General features: G+C 50.6%; 17 protein-coding genes and 1 pseudogene. 12 read left to right on the top strand and 6 right to left on the bottom strand.

Going from position 1 to position 14,904, the window contains the following annotated elements:
- Window positions 1-113 precede the first annotated feature (113 nt).
- Window positions 114-1,193 carry an endonuclease/exonuclease/phosphatase family protein gene (locus ACFPVS_RS08450; protein ID WP_378595638.1) on the top strand — a complete coding sequence of 360 codons (1,080 nt, stop codon included), beginning with the start codon at window positions 114-116 and terminating at the stop codon, window positions 1,191-1,193.
- A 174-nt stretch (window positions 1,194-1,367) separates the two neighbouring features.
- Here the strand turns inward: ACFPVS_RS08450 and ACFPVS_RS08445 are convergent, their stop codons facing one another.
- The 5 genes and pseudogenes from ACFPVS_RS08445 to ACFPVS_RS08425 all read right to left on the bottom strand — a co-directional run bounded on the left by ACFPVS_RS08445 (window position 1,368) and on the right by ACFPVS_RS08425 (window position 5,336).
- Window positions 1,368-1,745 (bottom strand): ACP-like domain-containing protein, encoded by a 378-nt coding sequence (locus ACFPVS_RS08445; protein WP_123804111.1) that lies wholly within the window; start codon window positions 1,743-1,745, stop codon window positions 1,368-1,370.
- Window positions 1,746-2,305: 560 nt separating this feature from the next.
- Window positions 2,306-2,836, bottom strand: coding sequence for an alpha/beta hydrolase (locus ACFPVS_RS08440; protein ID WP_123804141.1), 531 nt, complete (start codon window positions 2,834-2,836; stop codon window positions 2,306-2,308).
- A gap of 25 nt (window positions 2,837-2,861) precedes the next feature.
- On the bottom strand, window positions 2,862-3,638 hold the full coding sequence (locus ACFPVS_RS08435; RefSeq protein ID WP_378595637.1) for an exodeoxyribonuclease III: 777 nt from the start codon (window positions 3,636-3,638) through the stop codon (window positions 2,862-2,864).
- Between the two features lie 135 nt (window positions 3,639-3,773).
- Window positions 3,774-4,532: a Slam-dependent surface lipoprotein gene (locus ACFPVS_RS08430; protein WP_123804113.1), complete on the bottom strand. Its 759-nt coding sequence runs from the start codon at window positions 4,530-4,532 to the stop codon at window positions 3,774-3,776.
- 127 nt (window positions 4,533-4,659) lie between these two features.
- Window positions 4,660-5,336, bottom strand: a pseudogene (locus ACFPVS_RS08425) (IS1595 family transposase).
- A 416-nt stretch (window positions 5,337-5,752) separates the two neighbouring features.
- Here ACFPVS_RS08425 and pyrE point away from each other — a divergent pair.
- The 11 genes from pyrE (at window position 5,753) to ACFPVS_RS08370 (ending at window position 14,252) form a co-directional block, all read left to right on the top strand.
- A complete protein-coding gene (gene pyrE, locus ACFPVS_RS08420) occupies window positions 5,753-6,394 on the top strand; it encodes an orotate phosphoribosyltransferase (RefSeq protein WP_378595636.1) in 642 nt (213 codons plus the stop codon).
- 80 nt (window positions 6,395-6,474) lie between these two features.
- Entirely contained in the window at window positions 6,475-6,876 is a 402-nt protein-coding gene (locus ACFPVS_RS08415) for an MJ0042-type zinc finger domain-containing protein (RefSeq protein WP_378595635.1), read from the top strand.
- Between the two features lie 8 nt (window positions 6,877-6,884).
- Window positions 6,885-8,189: an amino-acid N-acetyltransferase gene (argA, locus tag ACFPVS_RS08410; protein WP_378595634.1), complete on the top strand. Its 1,305-nt coding sequence runs from the start codon at window positions 6,885-6,887 to the stop codon at window positions 8,187-8,189.
- A 227-nt stretch (window positions 8,190-8,416) separates the two neighbouring features.
- Complete coding sequence (locus ACFPVS_RS08405; RefSeq protein ID WP_233572090.1) at window positions 8,417-8,695, top strand: hypothetical protein; 279 nt, start codon at window positions 8,417-8,419, stop codon at window positions 8,693-8,695.
- Window positions 8,696-8,807: 112 nt separating this feature from the next.
- Window positions 8,808-9,083: an oxidative damage protection protein gene (locus tag ACFPVS_RS08400; protein WP_095503041.1), complete on the top strand. Its 276-nt coding sequence runs from the start codon at window positions 8,808-8,810 to the stop codon at window positions 9,081-9,083.
- 109 nt (window positions 9,084-9,192) lie between these two features.
- Window positions 9,193-9,744 carry a 1,4-dihydroxy-2-naphthoate octaprenyltransferase gene (menA, locus tag ACFPVS_RS08395; protein ID WP_378595633.1) on the top strand — a complete coding sequence of 184 codons (552 nt, stop codon included), beginning with the start codon at window positions 9,193-9,195 and terminating at the stop codon, window positions 9,742-9,744.
- Window positions 9,717-10,070, top strand: a complete 354-nt coding sequence (locus ACFPVS_RS08390) for a UbiA family prenyltransferase (RefSeq protein WP_233572899.1) — start codon at window positions 9,717-9,719, stop codon at window positions 10,068-10,070. The genes menA and ACFPVS_RS08390 overlap by 28 nt, the downstream gene beginning before the upstream one ends.
- Window positions 10,071-10,177: 107 nt before the next feature.
- Entirely contained in the window at window positions 10,178-10,867 is a 690-nt protein-coding gene (locus ACFPVS_RS08385) for a Bax inhibitor-1 family protein (RefSeq protein WP_378595632.1), read from the top strand.
- Between the two features lie 167 nt (window positions 10,868-11,034).
- The gene (gene coaD / locus ACFPVS_RS08380; protein WP_123804118.1) at window positions 11,035-11,547 is read left to right on the top strand and encodes a pantetheine-phosphate adenylyltransferase; all 513 of its coding nucleotides are present in this window, start codon (window positions 11,035-11,037) and stop codon (window positions 11,545-11,547) included.
- Between the two features lie 614 nt (window positions 11,548-12,161).
- On the top strand, window positions 12,162-12,560 hold the full coding sequence (locus ACFPVS_RS08375) for a DUF485 domain-containing protein (protein WP_123804119.1): 399 nt from the start codon (window positions 12,162-12,164) through the stop codon (window positions 12,558-12,560).
- 12 nt (window positions 12,561-12,572) lie between these two features.
- Entirely contained in the window at window positions 12,573-14,252 is a 1,680-nt protein-coding gene (locus tag ACFPVS_RS08370) for a cation acetate symporter (RefSeq protein ID WP_123804120.1), read from the top strand.
- A 315-nt stretch (window positions 14,253-14,567) separates the two neighbouring features.
- Here ACFPVS_RS08370 and ACFPVS_RS08365 read toward each other — a convergent pair whose 3' ends face one another.
- Window positions 14,568-14,828, bottom strand: coding sequence for a bacteriocin (locus ACFPVS_RS08365; protein WP_123804121.1), 261 nt, complete (start codon window positions 14,826-14,828; stop codon window positions 14,568-14,570).
- Window positions 14,829-14,904: the final 76 nt, after the last annotated feature.

Below are 14,904 nucleotides of genomic sequence, written 5' to 3'. Positions count from 1 at the left end.
CCTTTTAATATCGGCATAGACGCTGTCGCCCAATATACCGATTAGCTTCACCGTGATGAATGATGGCGGCGGCGCAAACGTATTTGACCGAAAGATTTCATCAGGAAACGATTATGTCCGATTTACCCTTAGGCGATTGGCTGCTGTTGGCGCTGTTGTGCGTGCCTGTGGTGGCTACCCTGCTGTCGCTGCTGAAATCCGACCACTGGGTGATGCGGATATTCGATTTCCCGCGCCTGCAAATCGCCGCCTTGAGCGTATTGTGCATGCTGCTCAATTATTGGCTGGAACAGAGCAGCAATGTCATTTTCGACCTGATGGAAGTAGTGAACTTTGTCTGCGCCGTGTGGCAGTTTTGGCAAATCAGCGCCTACACCCGCTTGAGAAAAAAGCAGGTGATGGGTTATCAGGGGGAAGACAACGACCATACTGTCAGCATTTTGGCCAGCAATGTGCTCACGCCCAACCGTCAAGCCAATAAACTGTTGTCGCTCGTGCGCCAATACCGCCCTGACGTGGTGCTTACCCTGGAAAGCGACCAATGGTGGGAAAACGCACTGGCGGAATTGGAAACCGACCACCCTTATACAGTGAAAGTGCCACTCGACAACCTTTACGGCATGCATCTATACAGCCGTCTGCCGCTGCATGATGCGGAAGTGAAATACCGTGTGCGCGACGATATTCCGTCGATTACCGCCAAAGCCGAGCTGCCCGGCGGCGAGCTGATCCGCATTTACTGCCTGCACCCGATGCCGCCCAGCCCGACCGAAAGCGAAACATCAACCGAACGCGATGGCGAGCTTTTGTTGGTCGGCAAAGAAATCGCCGAATCCGATGAAAGCTGTATGGTGTTTGGCGATTTGAACGATGTCGCCTGGTCAGATACCTCACGTCTGTTCCAACGCGTCAGCGGCCTGCTCGACCCGCGTATCGGCCGCGGTTTGTACAACACCTTTCATGCCGATTGGAAACTGCTGCGCTGGCCGCTCGACCATATTTTCCACAGCAGCGATTTCTTGGTAGCCGATTTGAAAGTATTGCCGCACATCGGCTCCGACCATTTTCCTGTGTACGGCAAATTTCAATACCATCCGCCGGCAGAACATATCCACGAAACGCCCGAAGCCGACCGCAGCGACAAACAGGAAGCTGCGGATAAAATAGAGGCGGCAATGGAGATGCAGCAGTAAACAGACTTACCGTTTTGTGATGATTAAAGAATGATTAAACAACTGCTCTTAGACAGCCGGTTGAAACCCGTTTTCCGAAACTGCCGTTATCAACGGGCCGGCAATATTGAGTCAATGTAAAAAGGCCGTCTGAAAAATAAAGTTTCAGACGGCCTTTTTGCCAAACTGTTTCAATTAACGGCGCGTCTCGCAACCTTTATACAGAATCTGGTTGTTCGGGGAAGTCACCATCGCGGATGACGTGCGGTAATTTTTAGAATCCAAATAGCCGGTGCTGACAACATAGCCGTTCTCTTTACCGAACATGGTGCCGGCGATGTCGGAACGAGCCAGATTAATCGGCAAGACGCGTTTCCTACCGTTTAGCGAGGCTGCAGCATAAGTCGGCAAGCCTTGTTTATTGAAACCGTAAGTCACTTTTAAAGTCCGGCCTTGCTGGCAGCTGTAGGTAACGGTTTTTTTACTGACGGTCGGATTGCTCCCTGCTGCCTGAACCGTACCTCCGGTAATCGCCATCAACGCTGCCGTAACAAGCAAACACCATTTTTTCATTGTATTTTCCTTTAGTTTTTTAATTTTAAAGAGATACCAGCATTGTTATAATGCGGCCAGCTGGTTGTCATAATATGTTTTTTTTGCCCTACCGGCAACATGCCTTCTGAAAATCTTTGTGTGTTTGTTTTAAAAGAACTTGAAGAATGGTTTATCGCCCGGTTTCTAACAAATTTTACAGTATCCGGACTATCTAGCGGCTTTAGTCTCTAAGATGAAGATGCAGAAAAATGACAACAACAAATAAAATTCAATATCTTGAATCTGGGGCCTGTTGACAATTAACGCAACGGCGGTGTTTTTGGTCAAAAATCCCTGTCTGCGGCGTTAAAAATGCCCGCAAGGTGTCCAACCTTACTGCGCTTTTTGCCTTGCATACGCGGGTTTTGCCTCAAAAAACCGCTTCGCCGGTCAATTGTCGACAGGCTCTAGTGGTGATTATCAACTTCAACCGCGACGGATAATTTTAGGCTGCAGAATCAGGATAACGAACTTTCAATCCCTACAAGACAAAAAGCTACCTGAAGCCAGATAACTTTCAGGCGGCCAAGAACCTTTTCTCAGCTCAGCAACATCTCCTGCATAAGCTTCATGCCCCATTGCCAGCCGCCCAATACCCCGTTCAGACGGCCTTCTTGCGGCGACACCAGTAAACGCGCATTCCAACGCAGCGCTTGCTCCTGCGCCCAATCGAGCGGACAATCGCCGCTTTTTCCAATCACCAAGGCCGCGCGGCAATGGCATCGGGCGCGTTGCAAGGTGTGTCCGGCGTCATCGGGAAACGCTTGTAGCAAGGGCGACACCAAAATCAGATTGCACACGGTTTTCTGCACGTTCACATCCGCCTGATACAGCCACGCCAATACCGCCGACACGCCCGCACCGTGCGCCACCACCGCCACATGGCGGCTTTGGTGCCCGGCAAAAGCCGTCTGAACCGCCTGCTGCCATTCCCGAATACTTTGCGAACGCGATACTTCCGCGTGCAATACAATCGGATAGCTCACCGCCCAGCGTTCCATCCATACCGGCGGCGCTTCGGTATCATGCACCAGCAACAGGGTCAAATCTTCAAGGTCATACGCGCTCAACATAGCATTTCCGTTTCAGACGGCCTCACACCGCATAATCATATTCCACCACCAAAGGCGCATGGTCGGAGAATTTCCCGTCTTTATAAACATGCGCCGACACCGCCTTGGCCGCCAATTCCGGTGTGACCATTTGATAATCAATCCGCCAGCCCACGTCTTTGGCATAGGCCTGTCCCCGGTTGCTCCACCACGTATAGCCCGGTACTTCAGGATAAAGCGTACGCCACATATCCGTCCAACCCAAAGTCGCAATCACTTTGCCGATCCACTCGCGCTCTTCAGGCAGGAAACCCGAATTTTTCTGGTTGCCTTTCCAGTTTTTCAGATCAATATTCTGATGGGCAATATTCCAGTCGCCACACACCACAATATCGCGCCCTTCCGCCTTCATCGCCGCCAGCATCGGATAAAACGCATCCAGAAAACGGTATTTCAACTCCTGACGCTCCGGCGCACTGGTGCCGCTGGGCAGATACAGCGAAATCACGGTCAGATTGCCAAAATCACAACGCACAAAACGCCCTTCACGGTCGAATTCTTCAATACCCATGCCGTATTGCACCGCATCCGGCTTTTGCCTGCTGTAAACCGCCACGCCGCTGTAACCGCGTTTTTCCGCGCAATGCCAATGCCCGTACATCCCATGCGGCTGCTTCATTTCCTCCGACAAATCCGCCTCCTGCGCCTTTAATTCCTGCACACAGACAATGTCCGCATCGGAAGCGGCGATGTATTCATAAAAACCTTTTTTGTAAGCAGAACGGATGCCGTTGACATTGGCAGAGATGATTTTCAGCATGATGAGTGTGTTAAAAATGAAATAAAAGCGATTGTAACAGAACTTGCCGGGCTTAGCTTTTTGTTGGGAAAGGCCGTCTGAACAAACATTTTTCAGACGGCCTTCTATTGTGTTTTATATCACTGAATCAAGGTATTACTTTTTACCGGCAAACGCGCCAACAGTTTCACCGTTTTTAAAGATACCACCGATTTCCGCCGCATTTGCACCGAAGAAACCGCCTTCGACTTGTGTAGCCGCACCTGCTGCGGAAGCAAATTTGCTGCCGCTGATATCGGCGTTAATGGCAATATTGCCGCCGTAACGGGCATCGCGCAAAATATCGGCGGTCACTTTTTTCGCACCGAAATCGGCAGTAAACCGGCTGCTGCTCAAAGTTTGACTGCTTAAGCCGTTAAACTGCATAAACTGCACAACGCCGGCGTTGTACACGGCCTTACCGGATGCCGGCATTTGGGCGGCATCGGTAAATTTACCGTTGTAGAAAGCATAGTTATTGCCTGATTTGGTCACCACACCAGCAACCAGATCGCCGGATTGGTTATACACCAACCAATCGCTTACACCCGCAGGAGCGTTGGCATTGCCTGAACGGATGCCGCCGAAATTACCCTGCCAATCGTTGAAATGACCGCCGCCGATGGTTGCCAAATCAATATCAACACCATCAATTTTGATTTTTTTGATATTGCTGCTGTCGAAAGTAACCGCATCGGCTTTGCTGTTGTACAAACTGTAAAACTGTCTGCCTGAAGCATTCTGTGAGTTTGCCGCAGTTGACGAAGTTTGATTGGATGTATTGGTCGGGGTTGATTGCGTTGTCGGCGTACTGCCACCGCCACCGCCACAAGCAGCCAATGCCGCCACACACAATAAGGCCAAATATTGTTTCATTTTCTTCCTTTCCGCTTGTTTCCGAATAAACGGTTACGACATATAACCATACCCATAATATCATAACTTATAATTATAACGTAAAAGAATGTTTGATATTTTAAATTAGGGGCTTAGGAAGCAAAATTCATTTTAAAGGGTCATACCGTAACATTTTCAGCAGCACCTTATACAAACCAACATTCCTGTAATTGAAGCGGAATTCTGTCTCTTTCAAATGTAGATAAAACGTATGCTTTGCCACACCGTTAAATCGTATCAGACGATGCTTAGCGTAGCTCCGGAATGACCCAATACCGTTGATATGCTGCGAACCTCCGGCAAACTCATTCTCCCCTTGGCGCACTCTGAAATGCCCGGCAAAGCCCATATCGACCAACCCCTGATAACCGCGCCGGCTGTCGGTATCGATAACGCTTTCAACAGAGATATGCCCTCTGATAACCTTTTGCAGTGTGGCTTTGGAAGCATCAGGGACGATTCCGGCATACACCTTATCACCCCGTTTAAGTATTCCGAAAACAATGTTTTTACCGCCTGCACCACCCCGTGCTTACTACGGATATGTTTTGCGCCGAAATAGGATTCGTCCAACTCGATAACGCCGAAAAGTGTTTGTTTTTCACACTCAAGAGCCATACGCCGCCGGAGTTTGAGAAACAGGCTGTTGATGCTTCTGACGCTGATACCTGTCAGTTTGGCGGTATCGGAAGCTGTCAAACCCAAAGCGAAAAACCGTAGGATTTGACGAAATTTCGGTTCGGAAATTTTACTGAACTTTTGATATTTGTTTTTTATTTCCATTTCAGAAGCTTATCATTTTTTTGGGTGATTTTGCTTCCTAAGCACCTAAATAAATAACGCCGTTCGGTTAAATTATGCGATTAAAGGCGCTTTTCATCAAAACCTCCTTACCGGTTGAAACCCCGCCTTTCAGGGCGGCAGAATCGGGGGTTGTCCGGAAGAGGTGTAACCCCTTCCGAATCGGGCAGCGCATAGGGCTGCACTTTATGTGAAGTCCTGTGTGTTGAAACATGTATTTGTGTGTGATGGTGTACAAAAATATTTTGTCTTAAATGTGTTTTCCTCTGCCTAATCGCCTACCCTATTTCAGCCTAAAGCCGTCTAAACACAACATTTTTTCAGACGGCCTTTGGGTTTTGCCGCGCAATCCTTTATAATCCCTATTTTAAAATCAACACCTTTTGAAAGCCCGTGTTATGTCTGATTTCCGCCAAGATTTCCTGAAATTCGCCTTGTCTCAAAACGTATTGAAATTCGGCGAATTCACCACCAAAGCCGGTCGCCGGTCGCCATATTTTTTCAATGCCGGCCTGTTTAACGACGGTGCTTCCACCCTGCAACTGGCGAAGTTTTACGCCGAAGCGGTTATTGCCAGCAAAGTGGAATTCGATATGCTGTTCGGCCCGGCATACAAAGGCATTATTTTGGCGGCGGCCACGGCGATGGTGTTGGCGGAAAAAGGCGTGAACGTGCAGTTCGCCTACAACCGCAAGGAAGCGAAAGACCACGGCGAAGGCGGTGTGCTGGTGGGTGCGCCGCTCAAAGGCCGCGTACTGATTATCGATGATGTGATTTCAGCGGGCACCTCGGTACGCGAATCAGTGAAACTGATTGAGGCCGAAGGCGCGACTCCGGCCGCTGTCGCCATCGCGCTCGACCGGATGGAAAAAGGCACAGGCGAATTGTCGGCGGTACAGGAAGTCGAGCAGCAATACGGTTTGCCGGTGGTATCGATTGCCAACTTGAACGATTTGTTCACGCTGTTGCAAAACAATTCTGAATTCAGTGGTTTTTTCGAGCCGGTGAAGGCTTACCGCGAGCGTTACGGCGTGACCTGATCATGAATTAGGCCGTCTGAAAAATCTCAAAAGGCCTCCATATAACAATTAAATCAATATATTATGAAACGAGTTTACCCATGCCAGCTTGCACCTGCCCCCACTGCCGCACACATCTTTGGGTGAAAGACGCTCAATTGAATGTGGCGCAAGGTTTTGTGGTCTGCCAAGAATGCGAGGGCTTATTCAAAGCCAAAGACCATCCGACCTACCTGAAAGAGCAATTCCAACCTGAAGCCCTGCCCAATGCCGTGACCGATGTGCGCTTGGTGCACAACATCGGCGCACAAGCCCGCCAACACAAGCAACTTTCGCGCAATGAAATCGCTGATTTGCTCGACGGCGTGACGCTTTCAACCAAGCCTGAAACCACGGTGGCGGTGACGGAAAAGAATAAAGACGGTTTCAACTGGACACTGGCCTCGCTTATCGCGCTGACCGTGTTAATCATGCAGCTTTTCTATCTGATTTTATTGGCTTAATTTTTTACATGAATACATCTGTTGGTTTTGTCGGCGACTTTCGCGAAGCCGCGCCCTACATCAACTATCTGCGTGGCAAAACGCTGGTCATCGGCGTGGCCAGCAGCCTGTTGGAAGGCGAACCGCTCAAACGCTTGGCCGCCGATTTAAACCTGCTCGCCAGCCTGGGCGTGCGTTTGGTGTTGGTACACGGTTCGCGCGTGCAGATTACTGCTGCCCTTGCCGCGCAAAACCGCACCCCGGCCTACCACAACGAACGGCGCATCACCGACGAAACCACGCTGCAACTGGCCAAACAGGCCAACGGCGTGTTGCGCAGCGACATCGAAGCCGCCTTGTGCAGCAGCATTTCCCAATCGCCGCAGCGCAACAAACCCTTAAGCGTCGCTTGCGGCAATTTCCTTTCTGCCCGCCCGATGGGCATCATCGGCGGTACCGACATGGGCTACACCGGTTTGGTACGCAAAATCGACACCGAATCCATCGTCAACCGCCTCGACAGCGGAGCTTTGGTACTCATCAGCCCGCTCGCCCACTCTTTAAGCGGCAAAACCTTCAACCTCAGCATGAGCGACATCGCCGAATCCGCCGCCATTGCACTCAAAGCGGAAAAGCTGATTTATCTGATTGAAGAAGAAGGTATTTTAGATTCAGACGGCCTATTGATTACCAATCTTTCCGCCCAAGAGGTGCGACAATTGATGACGCAGCATCCGCCGCAGCAACGCCTGATTCAATCCGCGCTTCATGCTGTCGAACACGGCGTGTTACGCACGCAAATTCTCAGCGGCCGCGACGACGGCAGCCTGATTCGGGAACTCTTCACCCGCCACGGCGCCGGCACCTCCATTGCCCGCGATTCCTTCGTCAACATCCGCGCCGCGCACAGCCACGACATCCCCAACATCATGGCGCTTATCCGTCCGCTGGAAGAAAAAGGCATTTTGCTGCACCGCAGCCGCGAATACCTCGAAGACCAAATCCACACCTTTTCCGTGTTGGAACACGACCAACACATCTACGGCTGCGTGGCCTTGAAAACCTTTGCCGAACCGCATTTGGGCGAACTGGCCTGTTTGGTCGTCTCACCCGATGCGCAAGACGGCGGCTACGGCGAGCTGCTGCTGGCGCATCTTTTCCACAAAGCGCGCCAAGCCGGCATCCGCAAATTGTTCGCGCTGTCCACCCACACCGGCGAATGGTTTATCGAACGTGGTTTTCAGACGGCCTCGGCACAAGATCTGCCGGCCGAACGCCGTCAGGATCTAATCGACAGCGGCCGCAATTCCAAAATATTTGTTTACGGTTTATAAGCCAACACGCCAAACCAAAAAGAGCAGAATCCAGATTCTGCTCTTTTTGGTTTGGCGAAACGGTTACCTTAGGCCGTCTGAAAATCATTCACGCCCAATGTTTCCCAATAAGAAATATTACATCAACAAAACAACCATTTATCAACCAAGAAAGACTAGAATGCACTCATCGGTTGAAAAAAACAACCTTTACAACATAACCTGTTTACAAGAGTAAGGAATTTATCATGAAAACCATTTTATTCACCACTTTAATCGCCGTCTCTGCCACTTTAGCCGCAGCCAAAGGCGCACCGCAACCGGCTTGGGATCACGCTAACGATTCAGGTCCGATTGTTGGCTTGCAACAAGTTGAACAACCGCAAGGCCAACGTTTCAAGAAAAAGACCGTATTGAATATACCGCGCCAAGTACCGGCACCCGCCAACAAAGCGACATCCGCTACAATGACACCCATGCCCGCTTGGCCGCTGAAAACTAATCCTGCATACAAAAAAGCCGTCTGAAATACAGTTTCCGACGGCTTTTTTGTGTCTGCGCATGATAAGCATGTGTCTTTCGCAATCTGCGGTAATCCGTTAAAATGAAGGCCGTCTGAAACCCACCAAAGGAACTGCCATGACCCGCATGGTACATTGCGTCAAACTCGGCCGAGAAGCCGAAGGCATGAAATTCCCACCGCTGCCAAATGAATTGGGCAAGCGCATTTTTGAAAACGTATCACAAGAAGCATGGCAGGCTTGGACGCGCCACCAAACCATGCTCATCAACGAAAACCGTTTGAGCCTCGCCGACCCGCGCGCACGCGAATATCTGGCGCAGCAGATGGAACAATACTTCTTCGGCGACGGTGCCGACCAAGTACAAGGTTATGTGCCGCAAGAACCGGCGTAACGCCCACAGGCCGTCTGAAACGTTCAGACGGCCTTTTAACTGATTTTCCTTTTATTTTCCAGTCTATTATTTCGCCATATCGCTCAACGCTTGGATACACGCCGCCCGTTTGCGCACCCTTCCCTTGGCCACCGCCTCTACCCTGTGCGGCTGCCTGCTGGCAGCGTTGCAGCAATCATTACATTGGCCGACCGCAATACTAACCATCGCCACGGCGGTGGCTTTGCAAATTTTCAGCAATCTGTCCAACCAACGATTACGGCGGTGCGCAAAACGGCGCCGATTCGGCCGGCAAGGCCCGCCGCGCATGGTGGCTGCCGGCCGCATCAGCCGCCACACCATGCAAAAAGGGTTGGCCATCAGCGCCGGATTGTGCTGCCTGCTCGGTATTGCCTTGCTGGCAACCGCCTTGCCGGCTTTAGCACAAAGCAGCGGCAAAGACTGGCTGGTCTGGCTGCTGCTCGGCGCCACAGCCTTGGCAGCGGCCTATGGCTACACCGCCGGACGCAAACCTTACGGCTACATCAGTTTCGGCGATGCGGCGGTATTTGTGTTTTTCGGCCGGCTGGCGGTTTTGGGCAGCGAATATCTGCACACAGGCCGTCTGAACACCGATCCGTGGCTGCCAGCGCGATGGGGTTGTGGTGCACCATGGTGCTGAATCTGAATAATATGCACGACATCGAACATGATTGGATCAGCGGCAAACGCACCTTGGCCGCGCGTTTGGGTTTACCCCACGCCAAACATTACCATCGGGCATTGGCCGTCATGGCGGCGGTTTGCTGGAGCGTGTGGCTGGCGCGTTATTTTCACGGCTTTTCATGGCTGGTTTTACAAGCCTTTATGCTCGCGGCAACGTTTGTTCACTTGAATTTATTGAACAATACCTCATCTTCTTTTGAACTGGACAAACTGCTGCCGCAATGGAGCATCACGGTTTTGGCGTGGGTGATGGTGCCGGCATTATTTACATTATTTATTTGAATGATTTATTTGAATGTCTCGCGATAAATTCCGCACAAAGTTCAGACAATTACTGTTAAAATCCGGTTTCATTCATTTTTACACACTTATCTTCAGGAGCAAACGCCATGCAAAACGACGTTTACGACTACACCTCTACCGGCAGCGCGGTACAGAAAAACACCGTGCTGCAAAAAACCTACCGCCTGCTGGGCTTGTCTTTTATTCCAGCCATGGCCGGTGCCTTCATCAGCAGCAAAATGGGCTTCAGCATCTACAGCATCCTCGGTGGTGGCTGGATAGCGGCCATCGCCTTTTTCGTGTTTTTCTACGCCATGGCCTTCATGATTGAGAAAAACCGCTACAGCAACACCGGCGTTGCCCTGCTGATGGTGTTCACTTTCGGCATGGGCGTATTGATCAGCCCGCTGCTGCAATACGCTTTGGGCATGTCTGACGGCGCGCAAATCGTCGGCATCGCCGCTGCGATGACCGCCGCCGTGTTCTTCACCATGTCGGCTATGGCTCGACGCACCAACATCAACATGAGCTCGCTCGGCCGCTTCTTGACCGTCGGCGCAGTGATCTTGATGATTGCTGTGGTGGCGAATCTGTTTATGCAGATTCCGGCTTTGAGCCTGACCATTTCCGCCGGTTTTGTGTTGTTCAGCTCGCTACTGATTATGTTTCAAGTGCGCCAAGTGATTGACGGCGGCGAAGACAGCCACATCAGCGCAGCATTGACCATCTTTATTTCTCTCTACAACATTTTCAGCAGCCTGCTGCATTTGTTGTTGGCATTGGGCGGCGACGATTAACCGGTTTAGCTGCTCATGCATAACAGGCCGTCTGAAACGGTATAGGTTCCATTTTCCGGATCGTATGCAGTTTCAGACGGCCTGTTGCTTTGTCATTACGGATATTTCTTTGACACCCCGCCTTTCAAGCATTATTCTGTCGCCTTAACCCTTTCTCCTGCCCCATTATGAACACAAACCCCGTCCGCCGCGCCGTGTATGCCGGCAGTTTCGATCCGCCTACGCTCGGTCATGTTTGGATGATTCGCGAAGCTCAGGCTTTGTTTGACGAACTGATTGTCGCCGTCGGTGTTAATCCGGAAAAACAGAATACCTACACCATTGAAGAGCGGCAGGCGATGCTGGAAGCAGTGACCGCCGAATTTCCCAACGTCAAAATCACCGTGTTTGAAAACCGCTTTCTGGTGCATTATGCCCGCCAAGTCGAGGCGCGCTTCATTGTTCGCGGTATCCGCACCGCCGCAGACTACGAATACGAACGCTCAATGCGCTACATCAACAGCGATTTGGCACCGGAAATTTCCACCGTATTCCTGATGCCGCCGCGCGAAATCGCCGAAGTCTCATCCACCATGGTAAAAGGGTTAATCGGCCCGGATGGGTGGCGCGAAATGATTAAGCCTTACCTGCCGGACGATGTGTATCAGAAAATCCTGCACGATCATACGCAGGGTATCTGACCCGACAAAAGAGCCGGATCTGTCCGGCTCTTTTGTTTGGACGGTTGGTTGAGGTTTCAGACGGCCTGAGATGCCTTTACAAACCCCGAAAATCCTCAAAAACCTCTAATCCGTTATCAGCTGCGGGAGGTATGGGCAGCAGACTTGCGCAGCTAATGACGGGCATAGGTTCTCAGACTCAAACCGGGTTTTGTAAAGGCCTCAACCCACAATCGGAACTTTCTTCCAATTATTCTTATTCCGTTTTGATTGATTTTAAGTCCGGCGGCCAACGAAAAAACTCAATTTATGCGTCAAAGAGTCTTTTTTAAATATTAAACGAAAATTTTTTCTTTCAGACGGCCTATGTCTGTCTAAGCGCTTGATTTTGTTGTACGACCAAGCTTTGTTTTTTCTACGTAACAGATAATTAACATAGCAACTATATGATTTTTAAAAAGATTAACATTTTATCGACTATTGAAATAAACATTTAACTGCGGTAATGTCGTTTCATCCCGTCAGAAGCGTACGACGACATGCGGTATCGCGGTAGCATAAGAAGTTTCACTCAGCCGCTGAATAAAAAAGCGGTTTTTTAAGTCTTTGTTTTAAGTCTTTAGAAGGAAAAAATCATGAATCGGCACGACCACTACGCTGTTGAGGAGCAGCGTCGGGTTGAGCAGGTCTTAGCTCATCCGAAATTCAAACGCATGGCCATGCAGAAATCGATTTTGGGGTGGATGTTTTCCGCCGTCATCTTTTTCGTGTATGTCGCTTTCATTTTGGCCATCGGCATCAATCCGCAACTTTTCGCCATCAAAACCAGCCCCGGCAGTGTTACTACTTGGGGCATTTACATCGGCATATTTGTGATTGTGTTCTCATTCATTACCACGGCGATTTACGTATATATCGCCAACGGTAAGTTTGAAAACATGACCCAAGAAGTGATTCGCGAGGTATTCGGAGACGAACCTGCCTCAGACAGGCCGTCTGAAACCGCGCCTGCCCGCCACCAATCCCGTCAGTGAAGGAGGAGCAGAATGATGCGGAAATTATTATCTTTGTCAGCATTCTTGACTTCAGGCCGCCTGTGGGCGGCGGACGCGATTACCGGCGAGGTACAGCGTCAGGCCACCAACTGGACGGCGATTATCATGTTCCTGATTTTCGTCTCCGCCACCTTGTTCATTACCAAATGGGCGGCCAAGCAGAATAAATCGGCACAGGATTTCTACACGGGCGGCGGCGGGATTTCCGGCACCAAAAACGGCTTGGCAATCGCCGGCGACTATATGTCGGCCGCATCATTCTTGGGAGTATCGGCCCTTGTGTTCACACGCGGTTACGACGGCCTGATTTACTCGGTAGGCTTTTTGGTGGGCTGGCCGATTGTGTTGTTCCTAATAGCCGAACGTCTGCGCAATTTGGGCAAATTCACCTTCTCCGACGTGGCGGCCTACCGCTTCAACCAAAAACCGGTACGCCTGTTCGCCGCGACCAGTACACTGCTGATTGTGGTACTCTACCTTATCGCACAGGTGGTGGGCGCAGGCAAACTGATTCAGCTTTTGTTCGGCATGAATTATTTGTCTGCCGTGATTTTGGTCGGCACGCTGATGGTGGTGTATGTATTGTTCGGCGGTATGCTGGCAACCACTTGGGTACAGATGATTAAAGCCGTGCTGCTACTGGGCGGCGCGACGCTGATTTCGTTTATCATCTTGAAAAATTCGGGCTTCAGCTTGGAAACCATGTTTGCCACCGCCGTCAAATCGCATGAAAACGGCGAAGCCGTTATGGCACCGGGCGGCATGGTGAAAGACCCGGTAGATGCACTCTCTCTCGGCCTGGCTCTGATGTTCGGCACGGCCGGCCTGCCGCACATCCTGATGCGCTTCTTTACCGTACCCGATGCCCGCGAAGCGCGCAAATCCGTGGTTGTGGCCACAGGCTTGGTCGGCTATTTCTACCTGCTCACCGGCATTATCGGTTTCGGCGCGATGATTTTCCTGACCAAAGACAATCCGCAATTCTTCACACAAATGCTGAAAGACGGCAAAACCGTGTACGAAATGGTCGGCGGCGTGAACATGACCGCAGTCCACTTGTCCGGCGCTTTGGGCGGCAACCTGCTGCTGGGCTTCATCTCCGCCGTCTCATTCGCTACCATTTTGGCAGTGGTGGCCGGTTTGACCCTGTCGGGTGCGTCTGCGGTAAGCCACGATATTTATTCGTCGGTGATTCGCAAAGGTAAAGCAACCGCAGAAGAAGAAATGCGTATCTCGCGCGTGGCAACGGTTGTCTTGGGTGTGTTAGCGGTAGCATTGGGCTTGGCCTTCGAAAACCAAAACGTGGCCTTTATGGTGGGCTTGGTGTTCGCCGTTGCTGCTTCGGCCAACTTCCCTGTGCTGATGTTGAGTATGTTCTGGAAAGGCTTGACGACCCGCGGCGTGGTGGCCGGCGGCTTGGCCGGATTGTTCGGCGCATTGCTGCTGATCTTCTTAGGCCCAAGCATTTGGGTGGCCGTATTGGGCAACGAAGCACCCGTCTTCCCATACGGCAGCCCGGCCATCTTCACCATCCCATTGGCCTTTATCGTGGCTTGGTTGGTATCGGTTACCGACCATTCTGCCCAAGCAGCGAAAGACAAGGCGGGCTTTGCCGCACAATACATGCGCTCAATGACGGGCGTGGGCGCGGCGAAAGCTTCGGATCACTGATGGTTTGATGTTGTTTTCAAATTAAAGGGCCGTCTGAAAGCGTTTTGCTTTCAGACGGCCTTTTGATCTGTTACGGATTCGAAATATTCAATTTTTCATTTGCATTATCTGAAAAAACAGGTAACTGGCAACTATTGTTACAACCAACTGAACAACAAATGACCATATTGAATTTTCAGAAATGCGGCGCATAACAAGCTTATAAACAGAATAGACACCTAAGAAAGTAACTGTTATTAAGATAACCTGTAAAACACTTAGACGAATATTCAATACGGTATCTAACATATTAGTTATGCCCATTGAAAATTTTGACTATTTTGACAAATAAGTATTGACACCGGCAGAAGCCAATCCGCTTGCAACGGCACGAGCTCCCATTGCCATCCCTCTAACCGGGCTAAGTGCTCCTCCGGCAGCCCCGCCTGCAACAGAAGCAAAGAAACCATTAGGATTTTTTCCTCCCGCTGCCAAATAACCATAACCTCCTGCATAACCACCTAACACGGCACCTGCTGCATTAGCAACCCAGCCGCCAGAAACATTATTCAATTCACTGTTAGTTAATGTACGCATTCTTTAACTCTTTAATAAATGGGTAAATAAATTTAGAACATTTACCTAACTGCTGTAGCTGCCCTTCTTTTTGAAA

Source organism: Neisseria weixii (assembly GCF_042658245.1).
Classification (GTDB): Bacteria; Pseudomonadota; Gammaproteobacteria; order Burkholderiales; family Neisseriaceae; genus Neisseria; species Neisseria weixii.
The sequence above is the reverse complement of the archived record's forward strand: the minus strand, read 5'-3'. Positions and strand labels throughout refer to the sequence as shown.